The 17,619-nt window shown below is 72.9% G+C and carries 13 protein-coding genes; 4 read left to right on the forward strand and 9 right to left on the reverse strand.

Translation table 11 applies throughout. From position 1 onward, the window contains the following. Nucleotides 1-716 (reverse strand): SURF1 family protein (locus ACXVGS_RS10245; protein WP_458536917.1); only part of this gene is annotated, 716 nt, incomplete at its 3' end. A 161-nt stretch (nt 717-877) separates the two neighbouring features. On the opposite strand from ACXVGS_RS10245, the gene ACXVGS_RS10250 reads away from it, so the two are divergent. Further along, a complete protein-coding gene (locus ACXVGS_RS10250) occupies nt 878-2,599 on the forward strand; it encodes an ABC transporter transmembrane domain-containing protein (RefSeq protein WP_458536918.1) in 1,722 nt (573 codons plus the stop codon). Nucleotide 2,600: 1 nt separating this feature from the next. Continuing rightward, nucleotides 2,601-4,394, forward strand: coding sequence for an ABC transporter ATP-binding protein (locus ACXVGS_RS10255; protein WP_458535052.1), 1,794 nt, complete (start codon nt 2,601-2,603; stop codon nt 4,392-4,394). 314 nt (nt 4,395-4,708) lie between these two features. Here ACXVGS_RS10255 and ACXVGS_RS10260 read toward each other — a convergent pair whose 3' ends face one another. The 6 genes from ACXVGS_RS10260 to ACXVGS_RS10285 form a co-directional block, all read right to left on the reverse strand. After that, on the reverse strand, nt 4,709-6,406 hold the full coding sequence (locus ACXVGS_RS10260) for a GMC oxidoreductase (protein WP_458535051.1): 1,698 nt from the start codon (nt 6,404-6,406) through the stop codon (nt 4,709-4,711). Then, a complete protein-coding gene (locus tag ACXVGS_RS10265) occupies nt 6,403-7,995 on the reverse strand; it encodes a succinic semialdehyde dehydrogenase (RefSeq protein ID WP_458529367.1) in 1,593 nt (530 codons plus the stop codon). Before ACXVGS_RS10265 ends, ACXVGS_RS10260 begins: the two co-directional genes overlap by 4 nt. A 64-nt stretch (nt 7,996-8,059) precedes the next feature. Next, complete coding sequence (locus ACXVGS_RS10270; protein ID WP_458529368.1) at nt 8,060-9,769, reverse strand: glycerol-3-phosphate dehydrogenase/oxidase; 1,710 nt, start codon at nt 9,767-9,769, stop codon at nt 8,060-8,062. Nucleotides 9,770-9,789: 20 nt separating this feature from the next. Beyond that, entirely contained in the window at nt 9,790-10,911 is a 1,122-nt protein-coding gene (locus ACXVGS_RS10275) for a GuaB3 family IMP dehydrogenase-related protein (RefSeq protein ID WP_458529369.1), read from the reverse strand. Between the two features lie 71 nt (nt 10,912-10,982). Then, nucleotides 10,983-12,506, reverse strand: coding sequence for an IMP dehydrogenase (guaB, locus tag ACXVGS_RS10280; RefSeq protein ID WP_458529370.1), 1,524 nt, complete (start codon nt 12,504-12,506; stop codon nt 10,983-10,985). Nucleotides 12,507-12,580: 74 nt separating this feature from the next. Next, the gene (locus tag ACXVGS_RS10285) at nt 12,581-13,180 is read right to left on the reverse strand and encodes a LuxR C-terminal-related transcriptional regulator (protein ID WP_458532585.1); all 600 of its coding nucleotides are present in this window, start codon (nt 13,178-13,180) and stop codon (nt 12,581-12,583) included. A gap of 306 nt (nt 13,181-13,486) precedes the next feature. Between ACXVGS_RS10285 and ACXVGS_RS10290 the strand changes: the two genes are divergently transcribed. Together ACXVGS_RS10290 and ACXVGS_RS10295 are read left to right on the forward strand one after the other, a co-directional pair. After that, a complete protein-coding gene (locus tag ACXVGS_RS10290; RefSeq protein WP_141787206.1) occupies nt 13,487-13,783 on the forward strand; it encodes a WhiB family transcriptional regulator in 297 nt (98 codons plus the stop codon). A gap of 149 nt (nt 13,784-13,932) precedes the next feature. Further along, complete coding sequence (locus tag ACXVGS_RS10295; RefSeq protein WP_458536919.1) at nt 13,933-14,154, forward strand: RNA-binding S4 domain-containing protein; 222 nt, start codon at nt 13,933-13,935, stop codon at nt 14,152-14,154. 132 nt (nt 14,155-14,286) lie between these two features. Here the strand turns inward: ACXVGS_RS10295 and ACXVGS_RS10300 are convergent, their stop codons facing one another. Both ACXVGS_RS10300 and groL read right to left on the reverse strand, forming a co-directional pair. Continuing rightward, nucleotides 14,287-15,600, reverse strand: a complete 1,314-nt coding sequence (locus ACXVGS_RS10300; RefSeq protein WP_458536920.1) for a PP2C family protein-serine/threonine phosphatase — start codon at nt 15,598-15,600, stop codon at nt 14,287-14,289. A 382-nt stretch (nt 15,601-15,982) separates the two neighbouring features. After that, nucleotides 15,983-17,605, reverse strand: a complete 1,623-nt coding sequence (gene groL / locus ACXVGS_RS10305) for a chaperonin GroEL (RefSeq protein WP_458529373.1) — start codon at nt 17,603-17,605, stop codon at nt 15,983-15,985. Nucleotides 17,606-17,619: the final 14 nt, after the last annotated feature.

Here is a 17,619-nt window from a genome sequence, read left to right on the forward strand (position 1 = left end):
CGCACCATCCTCCACCACATGTAGAGGGCGAAGAGCGCGAAGACCCACCACTGCACGGCGTATCCCGCGTTGCGCAGTGCCAGCCCCCCGCCGGCCGGCGGGGGCGGCGGCACCCGGACGATCCCCGCCGTGCCGGTCGTCCCGGTCGTGACGTCAGGCCGCTCGGCGGTGGCGAAGACGAACGCGTTGTAGATCTGCCCGCCCCACTGGTTCACCAGGTCCGCGAGGTCGACCGAGCCGAGCTGGCCGGCCGGGAGCGCGGCGCCCGCGGTGGGCGACTCCGCCGGGGCCAGGCTCCCGGTGACCGTCACCGGGCCGGTGGCCGGGGGCCGGGTCGCCGCGGCAGGGTCGGTGACGAACCCGCGCACGACCGCCAGACGCGCCCCGGTGCGGTCCACCACAAGGGGCGTGACGACCCAGTAGCCGCGCCTGCCGTCGAGCAGGCGAGGGGTCACGAGGACCTGCCCCGCCGCGTTGTACCGGCCGGTGGCGGTGACCCGGCGGCCGGAGCCGTCGGCGGGGAACTGCGCCTGCGGCTGCACGACCGTGGTGAGCTCAGCGACCGGACGCTTCGGAGCGGCCTTGACCGCCTCGGCGCGGCCCCTGTCGCGGGCGACGTTGAGCTGCCACAGGCCGAGCATCGTGAAGGTGACCATGACGACCACGACCAGGGCCAACAGCCCCAGCCAGCGGGGTCGTAGGGCGGTCCGCAGCACGACCTCAGGCTAGGTGACGCGGCTGGACGCCCCGCGACCGCATGGCGGGCTCGACCTCAACCGTCCTTGATGTCGTCCCATCGGGCCATGCCACCACCCCCTCGCGCACGCCGAAAATCGGTGTCCGGGCGTCAGTGCCGACCCATACCGTGGATCCCCTGATGCAGCAGCTTCCCTACGCCGACCCCGGCACTCCCGACCTGCGCAGCCCGGCCCGACTCCTGTGGTGGATCGCCCGGGGACAGTGGCGCACCCTCCTGTGCGGCATCTGCTTCGGCGTGGTCTGGATGGTCAGCCAGGCCCTGCTGCCGCTGGCGGTCAGCCGCGGCATCGACGAGGGCATCATCAGCCACGACACCTCCCGCCTGCTGCTGTGGGGCGGGGTGATCCTGCTGCTCGGCGCCATCGGGGCCGGCGCCGGCGCCGCCCGGCACCGCTTCGCCGTGGAGAACTGGCTGCGCTCCTCCTTCCGGTCCGTGCAGCTCATCGGCTACAAGGGCGCCGACACCGGCGAGGCCCTCCCGCGCACCATGCCGACCGGCGAGGTGGTCGCGACGGTCGCCTCCGACTCGATGCGCCTCGGTGGGCTGTACGACGTGACCGCCCGCTTCGCGGGCGCGATCGTGTCCTACGTCGTCGTCGCCGTCGTGCTGCTCGGCACGAGCCGGCCGCTCGGCCTGCTGGTGCTGCTGGGGGTGCCCGTCCTCGTGGCGTCCCTGTCGTTCATCCTGCGGCCGCTCCAGAAGCGCCAGGCCGCCCAGCGCGAGGAGTCCGGTCGTCTGACCACGCTCGGCGCCGACACCGTCGCCGGCCTGCGGGTGCTGCGCGGCATCGGCGGGGAGCAGACGTTCCTGCGCCGCTACGAGGCGCAGTCGCAGCAGGTGCGCCGGGTCGGCGTCAACGTCGCCGGCGTGCAGGCCGCGCTGGACGCCGCCCAGGTGCTGCTGCCGGGGGTCTTCGTCGTGCTGGTCACCTGGCTGGGCGCGCGGTTCGCGCTCGAGGGCACGATCAGCCCCGGTGACCTGGTCGCCTTCTACGGCTACTCCGCCTTCCTGGTCATCCCGCTGCGCACCGCGACCGAGTTCGCCGACCGGGCCACCCGCGCCTTCATCGGGGCCCGCAAGATCATCCGCGTGCTCTCGGTCGAGCCCGACCACGCCGACCCCGCCCCGGGTGCCGCATCCGTGCCCGAGCCCCCCGCCGACGCCGCGCTCGTCGACCCCGCCAGCGGGGTCACCATCGAGCCCGGCACCCTGACCGCGGTGGTCACCGCCCGGCCGGAGGAGTCCTCGGCCCTGGCCGACCGCCTCGGCCGCTTCGGCCGCACCCGCACCCCCGCCCACCTCGATGGAGTGGCCCTGGCCGACCTGCCCCTGGCGACGGTGCGCCGGCGGATCGTGGTCAGCGAGACCGACCCGAGGCTGTTCACCGGCACCCTGCGAGACGAGCTCGACCCCCGCGGGCGCCACGACGACGACGCGATCCTCGCGGCGCTGTCCGTGGCCAGCGGCGAGGACGTGCTCGAGGCGCTGCCCGACGGCCTGGACAGCGAGGTCGAGGAGCGCGGCCGCTCGTTCTCCGGCGGCCAGCGCCAGCGGCTGGCCCTGACCCGCGCGCTGCTCACCGGGGCCGACACGCTCGTCCTCGTCGAGCCGACCAGCGCGGTCGACGCCCACACCGCGGCGCGCATCGCCGGGCGGCTGGCCCGGGCCCGGGCCGGGCGCACCACCGTCGTCATGACCGCCAGTCCGTTGGTGCTCGACCAGGCCGACCGGGTCGTGTTCCTCGAGGACGGCCGGGCGGTCGCCACCGGCACCCACCACGAGCTGATGGCGAGCTGCACGGCATACCGCGACACCGTCGTGCGAGGGGAGGACGGCTGACATGGCCCTGACCACCGAACCGGCGACGCGCACCCTGCCGGTGGCCGACACGGCCTCGGTGCGTGCCCACGCCCGCGGGCTGCTGCGCGAGCACCGCGTCGCCATGGGTCGCGTCGTGGGGCTGCACGCCCTGGCCGCGCTCGCGGCGCTGGTGGCGCCGCGACTCGTCGGCGACCTGGTCGACGCCGTCACCCACGGCACGACGCAGCAGCACGTCGACACCCTGGCCCTCTGGCTGGCGGCGTCGGTCGTCGTGCAGACGGCCCTGATGTGGGCCGCGCGGCGTGAGTCGTTCGTCATGGGCGAGACGGTGTTCGCGCAGCTGCGCGAGCAGTTCATCTCGCGGGTGACCTCGCTGCCGCTGTCCACCGTCGAGCGGGCCGGCACCGGCGACCTCGTCTCGCGCACCACCAACGACGTCGAGGCGCTGTCGCAGGTCGTGCGCTTCGGCATCCCGTCGCTGTTCGTCGCCATCATCACCACGGCCCTGACCGTCGCCGCGGCCGTCGTCACCGGCCCGCTGGTCGCCCTGCCGATCGTGCTCGGCGTGCCGATCATGTGGCTGTCGACCCGCCGCTACCTGCGGCTGGCGCCGGACGGCTACCTGCGCGAGCGCGCCACCTACGCCGTCGCCAACGGCGTCATCACCGAGACCGTCGACGGTGCACGCACCATCGACGCCCTCGACCTGCGTCCCCAGCGCCGGCGGCGCATCGACGAAGCAATCCGGGCCTGCTTCAACGCCGAGGTCTACACGCTGCGGCTGCGGCTGGTCTGGTTCCCGCAGATCGAGTTCGCCTACCTGCTGCCGGTCGCCGGCGCCCTCGTCTGGGGCGGCTGGCTGGTCGCCGCCGGGCACACGACCGTGGGCACGGTGACCACGGTGGTGCTCTACGTCCAGCAGCTGGCCGGCCCGCTCGACGAGCTGCTCAGCTGGCTCGACGAGATCCAGGTCGGGGCCACGTCCCTGGCCCGCGTCATCGGCATCGCCGACGTCCCGCCGGACCGCGAGGCCACCGGCGAGGAGCCGGCCGACCGCCGCGTCGACGTCAAGGACGTGCGCTACAGCTACCGCTCCGGCCGCGACGTGCTCAAGGGCGTCTCGCTGTCGCTGACCCCGGGTGAGCGCCTCGCCATCGTCGGACCGTCCGGCGCGGGCAAGTCCACGCTCGGCCGGCTCCTGGCCGGGATCGACGGTCCGCGCAGCGGCCGCGTCGAGGTCGGCGGCGTGCGCCTGGTCGACCTCGAGCTCAACCGGCTGCGTGGCGAGGTCGCCCTGGTCACCCAGGAGCACCATGTCTTCGTCGGGACCCTGGCCGACAACCTGCTGCTGGCCCGCCCCGGCGCCACCCGCGACGTCCTGCTCGATGCGCTGGCCGCCGTCGACGCCGCCGACTGGGCGCTGGCCCTGCCGGACGGCCTCGAGACCGTCGTGGGCAGCGGAGGTCACCGGCTGACCGAGGCCCAGTCCCAGCAGCTCGCGCTGGCCCGGCTGGTGCTGGCCGACCCGCACACCCTGGTCCTGGACGAGGCGACCTCGCTGCTGGACCCGCGGGCCGCCCGCCACCTCGAGCGCTCGCTCGCGGCGGTGGTCGAGGGCCGCACGGTCGTCGCCATCGCGCACCGGCTGCACACGGCGCACGACGCCGACCGGGTCGCGGTGGTCGAGGACGGCGACATCAGCGAGATCGGCACGCACCACGAGCTGATCGCCGCCGCCGGGGCCTACGCCGCACTGTGGCGCTCCTGGCGCGACGAGCCCGAACCGGCCAGCCAGCCGGCCGGCGGCTCCTGAGCCGCGCGCCGGGGACGGCCACCTCGGAATCCGCTGAAGATTCGGTCAAAACACCCGTAACGCCGCCGTGGGGGCGTCGTTTCCATGGCGGTCGGGCGCTCACGCCCCGGCCATCGGTGCGGCTGCGAACTCCACCCCCGGCTCGGTCGCAGCCGCACCACGAACACCCCGGAGGAGCGGGTGCATCTGCACTTGCAGGGGGGTGCAGATGCACCTCACTCCGGGGCCCTGTGCTGCACAGGGGTGGCACGGGTCCCCAGCCCCGGTCGGCTCGTCCGGCCGGGGCGCCGTGGTGTCCGGGGTCGGCTGCGGGCTCAGCCCGCCGGGACCACCGCGTCCTGGGCGGGCACCGGCGCCAACCGCGCGTAGCCGGCACCCTGCGCCGGCCGCGGGTCGGCCTCACCGGCGTTGGGCCACAACGACATCGCCCGCTCCGCCTGCGCCGTGATGGTCAGGGAGGGGTTGACCCCGAGGTTGGCCGAGACCGTCGAGCCGTCCACGACGTGCAGGCCCGGGTAGCCCCACACCCGGTGGTAGGCGTCGACCACGCCGGTCCCGGCGCTGTCGCCGATCACGGCACCCCCGAGGAAGTGGGCGGTCATCGGGATGTCCGCGATCTCCCCCAGCGAGCTGCCCGCGTAGGCCTTGAGCCCGGTCCGCTCGGACAGCCTGGCCGCGAGCCGGCGCAGCGCCAGGTTGGCCACGGGGATCCACGTCGGGTTGGGCTCGCCGTGTCCCTGGCGGGAGGTCAGGCCCACGCCGCCGAGCAGCCGGCGCCGGGCCGAGACGGTCAGCGAGTTGTCCAGGCTCTGCATCACCAGGCCGATGACCGTGCGCTCGCTCCAGCGCCGGACCGACAGCGAGCGCACGAAGGTCACCGGGTGGCGCACGGCCTCGGCGAGGAAGCGCACCGGGCGCGGCACCCGCCCACCCCCGTCGACGAGGATGGTCGCCAGCAGCCCCATCGCGTTGGAGCCCTTGCCGTAGCGCACGTTCTCGATGTGGGTGTCGGCGTCGGGGTGGAACGAGGACGTGATCGCCACGCCCCGGGTCAGGTCGAGGTCGCGGGGCACCCGCGCCGTCATGGCGCCGCCGAGCGCCTCGCTGTTCGTGCGGGTCAGCGCGCCCAGGCGCGGCGAGAGGTCGGCCAGCTCACCGGCATACCGGAGGCGGTGCAGCAGCCGCTGGGTGCCCCAGGCACCCGCGGCGAAGACCACCTGACCGGCGGTGACGGTATGCCGTGCCTTGCGGAACCACGCCCCGGTCGCCTCGGTCGTGACGAAGTAGCCAGCCTCCCGGCGCGTCTCGTCGACGGGGCGGACCGAGACGACGGTGCGCAGCGGCTCCACGCTCACGCCCCGGCGCTCGGCGAGGGCGAGGTAGTTCTTGACCAGGGTGTTCTTGGCCCCGACGCGGCAGCCGACCATGCAGTTGCCGCACTCGGTGCAGCCGGTGCGCTCCGGACCGGCGCCGCCGAAGTAGGGGTCGGGGACCCGCTGCCCGGGCGGGCCGAAGAACACCCCGACCGGGGTCTTGCGGAACGTGTCCCCCACCCCGAGGTCCTCGGCGGTCTGCCGCATCAGCTGCTCCACCGGCCCGTCGCAGGGGTTGGTGACCACGCCGAGCATCCGGGAGGCGGTGGCGTAGTGCGGGGCGAGCTCGGCCTGCCAGTCCGTGATGGCGGCCCACTGCGGGTCGCGGAAGAACGGCTCCGGCGGCACGTAGAGCGTGTTGGCGTAGTTCAGCGACCCGCCGCCGACGCCCGCGCCGGCCAGGATCATGACGTCGGGCAGCCGGTGGATCCGCTGGACGCCGAAGCACTTCAGCCGCGGCGCCCACAGGTAGCGGCGCAGGTCCCAGGAGGTGCGGGCGAAGTCGTCGTCCTCGAACCGGCGCCCGGCCTCGTAGACGTGGACCCGGTAGCCCTTCTCTGCCAGGCGCAGCGCGGTGACCGAGCCGCCGAAGCCGGAGCCCACGACGACGACGTCGTGGTCGAACCCGCTGCCGCTCACCGGCGGCCGAGCCGCTTCATGACGGACAGGGCCAGCGTCAGGGTCGTGGCCCAGGCCTCGTCGCTCATCCCGAACGGCGGCCCGAAGCCGAGCACGTGCTGGGCGGTGATGTTCTGGACCTCGGTGTACTTGCGGATGCCCTCCTCACCGTGGCGTCGGGACAGCCCCGAGTCCTTCATGCCGCCCATCGGGGCGGCGACGCTGCCCCACGCCGCGGCGTAGCCCTCGTTGATGTTGACCGTGCCGGCCTTGATCGCGGCGGCGATGCGCCGGCCGCGGGCGACGTCGCGGGTCCAGACCGAGGCGTTGAGGCCGTACTCGCTGTCGTTGGCCAGCGCGACCGCCTCGGCGTCGGAGTCGACGACGTAGACCGAGACCACCGGGCCGAAGGTCTCCTCGTGGCGGCAGGCCATCTCGGGGGTGACGTCGGTGAGCACGGTCGGCTCGTAGAAGTACGGGCCGAGGTCGGGCCGGGCGATACCGCCGGTCAGGACCCGGGCGCCGCGGCTGCGGGCGTCCTCGACGTGGGCGACGACCCGCTCGAGCTGGGCGGCCGAGACAAGGGTGCCCATCTCGGTGCCGTAGGCCAGCTCCGGGCCGAGGCGCAGCTGCTGGACCGCCGGCACGAACCGCTGCAGGAACGCCTCGGCGACGTCCTCGTGCACGGCAAGGCGCTCGACCGAGACGCACAGCTGCCCGGCCGAGGAGAAGCAGGCTCGCACCGCACCCTCGACGGCCCGGTCGAGGTCGGCGTCGGCGGCGACGTACATCGTGTTCTTGCCGCCGAGCTCGAGGGAGACGCCGACCAGGCGGCGGGCCGCGGACTCGGCCACGGAGCGCCCCGTGGCGGTCGACCCGGTGAAGCAGACGTAGTCGCCGCGGTCGACCACGGCCTGGCCGATGGTGGGGCCGTCGCCGAGCACGACCTGCAGGACGCCCTCGGGCAGCCCGGCCTCGCGCAGCAGGGCGACCGCCTTGAGCGCGGTCAGCGCGGTCTGGGTGTCGGGGCGCAGGACCACCGCGTTGCCGGCCAGCAGCGCCGGGATGGCGTCGGTGATCGCCATCGACAACGGGTAGTTCCACGGCGACACGATGCCCACGACCCCCTTGGGGTGGCGCACCTCGACGGCCTGGCTGAGCAGCGGGAACAGCCCCTGGCGGCGGCGCGGCCGCAGGTAGCCGTACGCCCGGCGGGCGTAGTGCCGCGCCACGATCGCGGTGTCGGCGACCTCCTCGAAGGCGTGGGCGCGGGCCTTGCCCGACTCGAGCTGGATGAGGTCCAGCAGCTCGACCTGCCCGGAGAGCACGAGGTCGTGGAACCGCAGCAGCACCCGGGAGCGGTGGGCCAACTCGGTGCGCTCCCACGAGCGCTGGGCGGCGCGGGCCCCGGCGAAGGCGACGTCCACGTCCTCGACGGTGGACATCGGCAGCGCGGCCAGCGGCGCCCCGGTCATCGGCGTGTGCGTCAGGACCGTCTGCGGGCGCGGGGCGCAGACCACGAGCGAGGTGAGCCGGCGCGCGAGGGCGGGGTCCACGGCATACGTCGCGGTGGGGTCGGTCTCGGGGTCGGCGAGGGTCTCCGGGGCCATGGACCAGAGCGTATTTCGCCGACCCCAGCTTGGCTACCCGTCAGTAACCGAGGGCCGGGACGGCTCAGCTCAGCGGCACGATCTCCGGGGCGCCGAGCCGGGCGGAGTCAGCCGTCTCGTCGTCGGGCTGCTCCTGGCTGGCGCGCTCGGCCTCGACCCTGGCGAGGTAGTGCTCGACCTCCTTGCGCTGCTGCTCGGCGCTCCAGCCGAGCACCGGGGCCATAAGCGCGGCCACCGTCGCGGCGCAGGAGACGCCCCGGTCCCAGGCCTCGATGGAGATGCGGGTGCGCCGGGTCAGCACGTCGTCGAGGTGGCGGGCCCCCTCGTGGGTGCAGGCGTAGACGACCTCGGCGGCGAGGTAGTCGTCGGCGCCGGGCAGCGGCCGCGCCAGGTCCGGCTCGTCGGCGCACAGGTCGAGGACCTCCTCGACCAGCGAGCCGTAGCGACCCAGCAGGTGCTCGACCCGGGCGACGTGCACGCCGTAGCGGGTGGCGGTGCGGTGCCGGGCGTTCCAGGCCGCGTCGTAGCCCTCGGCCCCCAGCAGCGGGATCCGCGCCGTGCACGACGGTGGCACCCGCCCGTCCAGCGCGCGCGAGACCTCGTCGACCGCGTCGGCGGCCATCACGCGGTACGTCGTGTACTTGCCGCCCGCGACGACGACCAGTCCGGGGGTGGGGTGGCCGACCACGTGCTCGCGGGAGAGCTGGGAGGTCTGCTCGCTCTCGCCCGCGAGCAGGGGACGCAGCCCGGCATACACGCCCTCGACGTCCTCGCGGCTGAGCGGGGTGGTGAGGACCCGGTTGACATGGTCGAGCAGGTAGTCGATGTCGCGGCTGCTGGCCGCAGGGTGGGCCTTGTCGAGGCTCCAGTCGGTGTCGGTGGTGCCGATGATCCAGTGCCGGCCCCACGGGATGACGAAGAGCACCGACTTCTCGGTGCGCAGGATCAGCCCGCTCTGGGACTGGATCCGGTCCCGGGGCACGACCAGGTGGATCCCCTTGCTGGCGCGCACCCGGAACTGGCCGCGCTCCCCCACCATCGCCTGCGTCTCGTCGGTCCACACGCCGGTGGCGTTGAGCACCTGCTTGGCGCGGATCTCCAGCTCGCGCCCGCTTTCCAGGTCACGCACCCGGACCCCGGTGACCCGCTCCCCCTGGCGGAGGAAACCGGTGACGCGGGAGCGGTTCGCGGCCAGCGCGCCGTAGGCGACGGCGGTGCGCACCAGGGTCATCGTGTGGCGGGCGTCGTCGACCTGGGCGTCGTAGTACTGCACCGCGCCGACCAGGGAGTCCTTGCGCAGGCTGGGCACCAGGGACAGCGCCTGCCGGCGGGTGAGGTGCCGGTGACGGGGCACGCCGCGGGAGGCGGCCGAGACCGCCCCCATCGAGTCGTAGAGGGTCAGCCCGGCCGCGACGTAGGGCCGCTCCCACAGCCGGTGGGCCAGCGGGTAGACGAACGGCACCGGCCGGACCAGGTGCGGGGCGAGGGTGCGCAGCAGCAGGGCCCGCTCGCGCAGGGCCTCGCGCACCAGCCGGAAGTCGAGCATCTCCAGGTAGCGCAGGCCACCGTGGATCAGCTTGCTGGACCGGCTCGAGGTGCCCGAGGCCCAGTCCCGCGCCTCGAGGATCGCGACGGAGAGCCCGCGCGTGGCGGCGTCGAGGGCCGCCCCGGCCCCCACGACGCCACCACCGACGATGACGACGTCGAGCTCCTCCTCCTGCATCGCGGCCAGGGCGCGGGTGCGCTCGGCCGGGGACAGGGCGGTGGACTCCATCGCGACCCCCTCGAGGTGCGTCAGCTGCGCTGGTAGGGCGCGACGACGACCTCGACGCGCTGGAACTCCTTCAGGTCGGAGTAGCCGGTGGTGGCCATCGCCCGCTTCAGCGCCCCGATCAGGTTGGTGGTGCCGTCCGCGACCCGGCCCGGCCCGAGCAGGATCTCCTCCAACGAGCCGAGCGCGCCGACCGCGACGCGCTCGCCGCGCGGCAGCTGCTGGTGGTGGGCCTCCGGCCCCCAGTGGTATCCGCGGCCGGGCGCCTCGGTGGCGCGCGCCAGGGCCGCGCCGAGCATGACCGCATCGGCGCCGCAGGCGACAGCCTTGATGATCTCGCCGCTGCGGCCCATGCCGCCGTCGGCGATCACGTGCACGTAGCGGCCGCCGGACTCGTCCATGTAGTCGCGCCGGGCGGCGGCCACATCGGCGATCGCCGAGGCCATCGGGGCGTGGATGCCCAGGGTCAGGCGAGTGGTGTGGGCGGCACCGCCGCCAAAGCCGACGAGGACGCCCGCAGCGCCGGTGCGCATGAGGTGCAGGGCGGCGGTGTAGGAGGCCGCACCGCCGACGATCACCGGCACGTCGAGCTCGTAGATGAAGCGTTTGAGGTTGAGCGGCTCGGCCCGGCCGGAGACGTGCTCGGCCGACACGGTGGTGCCACGGATGACGAACAGGTCGACGCCGGCGTCGACGACGGTCTTCCAGTGCTCCTGGGTGCGCTGCGGCGACAGCGCGCCTGCCACGGTGATGCCCGCGTCGCGGATCTGCTTGAGGCGCGCGGAGATCAGCTCGGGCTTGATCTCCTCGGCGTAGATCTCCTGCATCCGCGAGGTAGCCGACTCCGGGCCGAGCGCGGCGATCTCGGCCAGCAGCGGGGCCGGGTCCTCGTAGCGGGTCCACAGGCCCTCGAGGTCGAGCACCGGCAGGCCGCCCAGCCGGCCGAACGCGATCGCGGTCTCGGGCGACATCACCGAGTCCATCGGCGCACCGATGACCGGCAGGTCGAAGTGGTAGGCGTCGATCTGCCAGGCGACCGAGACCTCCTCGGGGTCGCGGGTGCGCCGCGAGGGCACGACCGCGATGTCGTCGAAGGAGTACGCGCGGCGGCCGCGCTTGCCTCGGCCGATCTCGATCTCAGTCACGCCGCAAGGTTACCGGCGACGCGGCGACGCCCGTGCCCCGCGGGTGCGGGGCACGGGCGTCGTTCGGTGGCTCAGCGACCGACCGTGTAGTTGGGCGCCTCGACGATGCCCTGGATGTCGTGCGGGTGGCTCTCCTTGAGCGAGGCCGACGTGATGCGCACGAAGCGGCCCTTCTGCTGCAGCTCGGCGACGGTGCGGGCGCCGACGTAGAACATCGACTGGCGCAGGCCGCCGACCATCTGGTGCGCGACGGCCGACAGCGGCCCACGGTAGGCGACGCGGCCCTCGATGCCCTCGGGCACGATCTTGTCGTCGGAGTCGACCTCGGCCTGGAAGTAGCGGTCCTTGGAGAACGACTTCTTGCCCCGGCTGCTCATGGCGCCGAGCGAGCCCATGCCGCGGTAGCTCTTGAACTGCTTGCCGTTGACGAAGATCAGCTCGCCCGGGCTCTCCTCGCAGCCGGCGAGCAGGGAACCGACCATGACCGCGTCGGCGCCGGCGACGATGGCCTTGGCGATGTCGCCGGAGTACTGCAGGCCGCCGTCGGCGATGACCGGCACGCCGGCCGGCTTGCACGCCTGAGCCGCGGCGTGGACGGCCGTGATCTGCGGCGCGCCGACGCCGGTGACGATGCGGGTCGTGCAGATCGAGCCGGGACCGACGCCGACCTTGACGGCATCGGCGCCCGCGTCGACGAAGGCCTGGGCACCCTCGGTCGTGGCGACGTTGCCGCCGATGACCTGGACGTGGCGCGTGGCCGGGTCGGACTTCAGCCGCTGGACCATCTCGAGGAGCATCCGGACGTGGCCGTGGGCCGTGTCGGCGACGAGGACGTCGACGCCGGCCTCGATGAGCGTGGTCGCGCGCTCCCACGCATCGCCGAAGTAGCCGATCGCGGCACCGACCATGAGGCGCCCCGCCCCGTCCGTGCTCGCGTCGGGGAACTGCTCGCTCTTGACGAAGTCCTTGACGGTGATGAGCCCGGCAAGGTGGCCCTCGGAGTCGACGATCGGCAGCCGCTCGCGCTTGTGCTGGCGCAGCAGGGCGGTCGCGTCCTCGCGACTGATGCCCTCGTGGCCGGTGATGAGCGGCATCGGCGTCATGACGTCACGCACGCGCGTGGTCGCCCACTCGGCGACCGGGGTGAAGCGCAGGTCGCGGTTGGTGACCATGCCGATGAGCTTCTTGTCGCCGTCGAGCACCGGCAGGCCCGAGATGCGGTACTCGCCGCAGATCTGGTCGAGCTCCTCGAGCGTGGCGTCGGGACCGATGGTGACCGGGTTGGCGATCATGCCGGTCTGCGTCCGCTTGACGAGGTCGACCTGGTAGGCCTGGTCGTGGATCGACAGGTTGCGGTGGAGCACGCCGAGGCCGCCCTGGCGGGCCATGGCGATGGCCATGCGGGCCTCGGTGACGGTGTCCATCGCCGCCGAGACGAGGGGCGTGCGGATCGTCAGCTCGCGGGTCAGCCGCGTCGAGGTGTCGATGTCGGTCGGCGCGAGGTCGCTGTATCCCGGAAGGAGCAGCACGTCGTCGAAGGTCAGGCCGAGGGTGGCGAACGGAGCAGGGACGTCGGGGGCAGCCTCGATGCTCATTGACCGATTCTAAGGCAGCCCCGTGGGCCCTCCGGACGCCTTGCCGCAGCCGACGTCGCGCAGGCCACGGCAGGTCAGCGCAGCAGCCCCTGGCGGAACGCGAGCGCCACCGCGTGCGCCCGGTCGAGCGCACCGAGCTTGTGCAGCAGCCGCTTGGCGTGGCTCTTGACCGTCTCGGCGGCGAGGAACAGCTCGGCGCCGATCTCGGGGTTGCTCAGCCCACGGCTCATCCCCTCCAGCACGGCCAGCTCTCGGGGGGTGAGCGGGATCGGGGCGGACGGCGGGCGCACGCTGGCGTGGGCCAGGCCCTGGGAGACCGCGCGCACCAGCTGCTCGCGACTGGCGTCCTCGTGCACGTAGCCCAGGGCGCCGGCGGCGACGGACTCCGCCACCGGGTCGGTGTGGCCCACCGGCGCGATCATGACGACGGCCGCGCTGGGCTGCACGTCGAGCAGCCGGGCCAGGACCGCCGCGCCGTCGACCTGCTCGTCCTCGGCCGGGTCACCGCCGGCCTCGAGCAGGGTCAGGGTGGGGCGTTCCATGACCACCCGGGACAGGGCCTCCCCGGCGGAGCCCACCGTGACGACCCGGGTCACCCCCCGCACCGCCCCGACCTCCCGGGCCAGGCGCGCGCGTGTCCCGGCGTCGGACGCGCACACCAGAACGGTTGGCATCGCGTTTCCCCCCGGTTTCCCTCACGTCGATGGTGGGCACACCTTAGGCGGTCGGAATGAGCCTTGTCGCCGGAAACCAGACACGAGGGCGGTGGATGTCTTGAAGATTTCTTGACACTCGACACCTGTTCACGCCACTGACCCACGGGTAGCGTCCCGAGGACGGGGGTGGCTTCGTGGCCCGTCGCACGTGACGGCGTGCTCGGCTCACGTCGCGACCTGCTTGACAGGTAACAGAACAGTGCAAGGCCAGGAAAGACAGCACGCTGCTCCGGCCGCCCGGCCGGGACAATGGAGGAGGCACCGTTGGCCGAAATCTCTCGCTTGCCCGGGCCAGTTGCCGATCTGTGGGATTGGCAGCTCGAGGGCTCCTGTCGGCGCGAAAACCCCGATGTGTTCTTCCACCCCGAGGGTGAGCGTGGACCCGCCCGGCGCAACCGCGACAGTGCCGCCAAGGCTGTCTGCCTCGGCTGCCCGGTGCTCACCCAGTGCCGGGCCCACGCGCTGAAGGTGCGTGAGCCCTACGGCGTGTGGGGTGGCATGACCGAGGACGAGCGCGAGGCGATCTACGCCGGGACGTCCGCGATCCCGGCCGCCAGCTAGGACATCGGAACGCAAGGGCCGCGACCCACCCGGGTCGCGGCCCTTCCGGATGCCGTGTCCGTCGCCACTCCCAGGCGCGTACGTCGCGGACTTCCAGCCTCACCCCGCCCGCCGACGTGGTTGGGGGCGCAACCGGGATGATGGGTCCCGTGAGCGAGCGCATCGAGGTCCCCATCCGTGACGAGGTCATCCGCCTGGGCCAGCTCCTGAAGCTGGCCAACGCTGTCGAGGACGGCGCGCAGGCCCGCGAGGCGATCGAGGCCGGGGACGTCAGCGTGGACGGAGAGGTCGAGACGCGCCGCGGTCGCCAGGTCCCCGTCGGCGCCACCGTCACCCTCGGCGGCCTGACCATCGAGGTGACCGGCGCCTGACCCTGCCGCCCGCCCGCCGTCGAGCAGCTGATCAGCGACTGGCCTTGCGGACTCCCGAACACACACGCAGGTCGGTCCGGTGCCGACCCTCCTTGGCCGACGTGGTGCCAGCGCGGGGACGTTGTCCTGCGTTCACGAGTGGGGCGGGCTCGCCAAGGCGGGATCTGCCCCGTGCCGGCTGCTGCGGTCGTGACCATGGCCGCCGTACCAGTCCAGGCACAACACGGTGGCGTCGTCACTCAGCTCCCCGCCGACCACCTCGAGGACGCAGTCGGCCAGAGCCCGCACCGTCTCGCGCGGGTGCAGTGACCGGCTCGCGCGGATCTCCTGCGCCAGGTCGAGTTCTGCGGCGTGACGCTCGAGCATGCCGTCGGTGACCAGGACGAGCCTGTCCCCGTTCTCCAGCACCACCTTGGTGCTGCGGTAGACGGCGTCGGGAAAGAGCCCGAGCGGTAGGTCCACGGGCAACTCGATCGGTGTCACGGTCGAGCCCCGGGCGAGGTAGGGCGCCACGTGCCCGGCGTTGACCAGCTCGATCGACCCGGCGCGCAGGTCGAGGCGACCGACCAGCCCGGTCACGAAGTCCTCGAGGCCGCGGCTGATGGCGTGCGCGGCCAGCGCCTGGTTGGCTGTCGTGACCTGGTCGAGCAGGAGCGCGCCTTCGTTGCGGGTGTTGCGCAGGCTCCCGACGCACAGGGTGGCGTTCAGGGCGGCGGCGACGCCGTGTCCCATGGCATCCGTGATCGACAGGTGGAGCTCGTCGCGGGCAAGGCTGAAGTCGAACGTGTCGCCGGCGATCTCCGCCGCCGGCTCGAGCCAGCCGGCGAGCGTGAAGGCTCCGGCCTCGCAGGTCTGGGGCCCGGCCAGGAGACGGTGCTGGATCTCCGCAGACAGGCTCAGCGGCCGGGTGCGCTGACCCCACTCGTAGAGGTCGGTGTGGCGGCGGTTCGCGATCACCACGAATGCGAGCAGATGCGCGAGCTGCGCGATCTCGGCGACCGTCTCCACACCCGGCTCGCGCGGCAGGAACAGCTCCAGGAGCCCGATGGCCTCGCCACGCTCTGTGACCGGAGCGAGCACGCGCCAGTGGCCTGCCCGCTGCGCATCCCCGTCCCGGTGCTCGGGTCCCAGGACCTGCACCTGCTGGACGCGGATCGCCTTCTCCTCCGGCCCGCCGTCGAAAGGCAGAACGGTCGCGGACTCCCCCGCGTCACGCCGCTCGCCCTGCGAGCGCGGCGGCCTGTTGCCCACCTCTGGCCGCAGCGGGACATGGGCGAGCCGAACGAGTGCGCGCCCGGACAGATCGGCGATCAGGAAGGACGCCTCGGACGCCTCGAGAGTGCGACCCAACTCGCGGGTGACCGACTCGACGGCCTGCACCGGAGAGGCCGCTTCGGCCGCGGCGATCACGCTCCCCAGACTCGTCGCGCCGCGGAGGTGCACCATGTCTCGGAGCATAGGCGCGCGCGGTGCCGCGCAACATCCGGACATGTCGCAGTGGGCACTGCTGGACCCGGGTGTGGTCGCACCCCTCACGCACCCATGCGATGGCGATGCCAGCCGCCACACCCCACGTCCAACCACTCACCCGGCCGCGCGTGGCTGGTCGGGGTTGGTCACGAGGGGGCATCGTGCCAGGGCCGCATGCCCTGACACCCGGACGCACAGGTATGCCGCGTGGTCGGTCTGGCATGAGCGGTGACCACCTCCGGCGGTGGGGTGATGGCGGCAGCGCCGTCCAAGGCGACCGCGCGGGTTTGTCCCGCCATACCGCAGCGAAGGCCGCAACCCCGAGGGGTTGCGGCCTTCGCCGTGTGGTGCGGGTCGGTCAGTGACCGTGGCCGTGGCCGTGCCCGTGGCCGCCGGCCTCGGCCTCCTCCTCGACCTTCTTCTCGACCACCAGGGTGTCGGTGGTGAGGACCATCGAGGCGATCGACGCGGCGTTGCGCAGCGCCGAGCGGGTGACCTTGACCGGGTCGATGACGCCGGCCTTGACCAGGTCGGTGTACTCGCCGGTCGCGGCGTTGAGGCCGTTGCCGACCTCGAGCTCGCGGACCTTGGAGACGGCGACGTAGCCCTCGAGTCCGGCGTTCTCGGCGATCCAGCGCAGCGGCTCGGCCGCGGCCTTGCGCACGATGTTGGCGCCGGTGGCCTCGTCGCCCTCGAGCGCGAGCGTGTCGAGCACCGCGGAGGCGTGGACGAGGGCAGAGCCGCCACCGGCGACGATGCCCTCCTCGATCGCCGCACGGGTCGCCGAGATGGCGTCCTCGATGCGGTGCTTCTTCTCCTTGAGCTCGACCTCGGTGTGCGCGCCGACCTTGATCACGCAGACGCCGCCGGAGAGCTTGGCGAGGCGCTCCTGGAGCTTCTCGCGGTCCCAGTCGGAGTCGGTGCGCTCGATCTCGGCCTTGATCTGGTGCACGCGGCCGGCCACGTCGTCGTGGTCGCCGGCGCCGTCGACGATCGTGGTGTTGTCCTTGGTGACCACGACGCGGCGGGCCTGGCCGAGGACGTCGAGGTCGGCCTGGTCGAGCTTGAGCCCGACCTCCTCGGAGATGACCTGGCCGCCGGTGAGGATGGCCATGTCCTGCAGCATCGCCTTACGGCGGTCGCCGAAGCCGGGGGCCTTGACCGCGACGGCGTTGAACGTGCCGCGGATCTTGTTGACCACCAGGGTCGAGAGCGCCTCGCCGTCGATGTCCTCGGCGATGATCAGCAGCGGCTTGCCGGACTTGACGACCTTCTCCAGCACCGGGAGCAGGTCGGAGACCGCGGAGATCTTGCCCTGGTTGATGAGCACGTAGGCGTCCTCGAGGACGGCCTCCATGCGCTCGGCGTCGGTGACGAAGTAGGGCGAGATGTAGCCCTTGTCGAACTGCATGCCCTCGGTGAAGTCGAGCTCCATCGCGGTCGTGGAGGACTCCTCGACCGTGATGACGCCGTCCTTGCCGACCTTGTCGAACGCGTCGGCGATGAGGCCGCCGATGGTGGCGTCCTGCGCGGACAGCGTGGCGACCTGGGCGATCTCGTCCTTGCCCTCGACCTCGCGGGCCGTGTCGAGCAGGCGGGTGTTGACCGCCTCGACGGCCTTGTCGATGCCGCGCTTGAGGCCGGCCGGGGCCGCGCCCGCCGCAACGTTGCGCAGGCCCTCCTTGACCATGGCCTGGGCCAGCACGGTCGCGGTGGTCGTGCCGTCACCGGCGACGTCGTTGGTCTTGGTGGCGACCTCCTTGGCGAGCTGGGCGCCGAGGTTCTCGTAGGGGTCCTCGAGCTCCACCTCTCGGGCGATGGTCACGCCGTCGTTGGTGATGGTCGGGGCGCCCCACTTCTTGTCGATGACGACGTTGCGGCCCTTGGGGCCCAGCGTCACCTTGACGGCGTTCGCGAGGGCGTCCACACCGCGCTCGAGCGCCTTGCGTGCGGAGTCGTCGAACTCCAGCGTCTTGGCCATGAAGTGTGTCCTTC

The sequence above is a fragment of the Oryzihumus sp. genome (assembly GCF_054325275.1).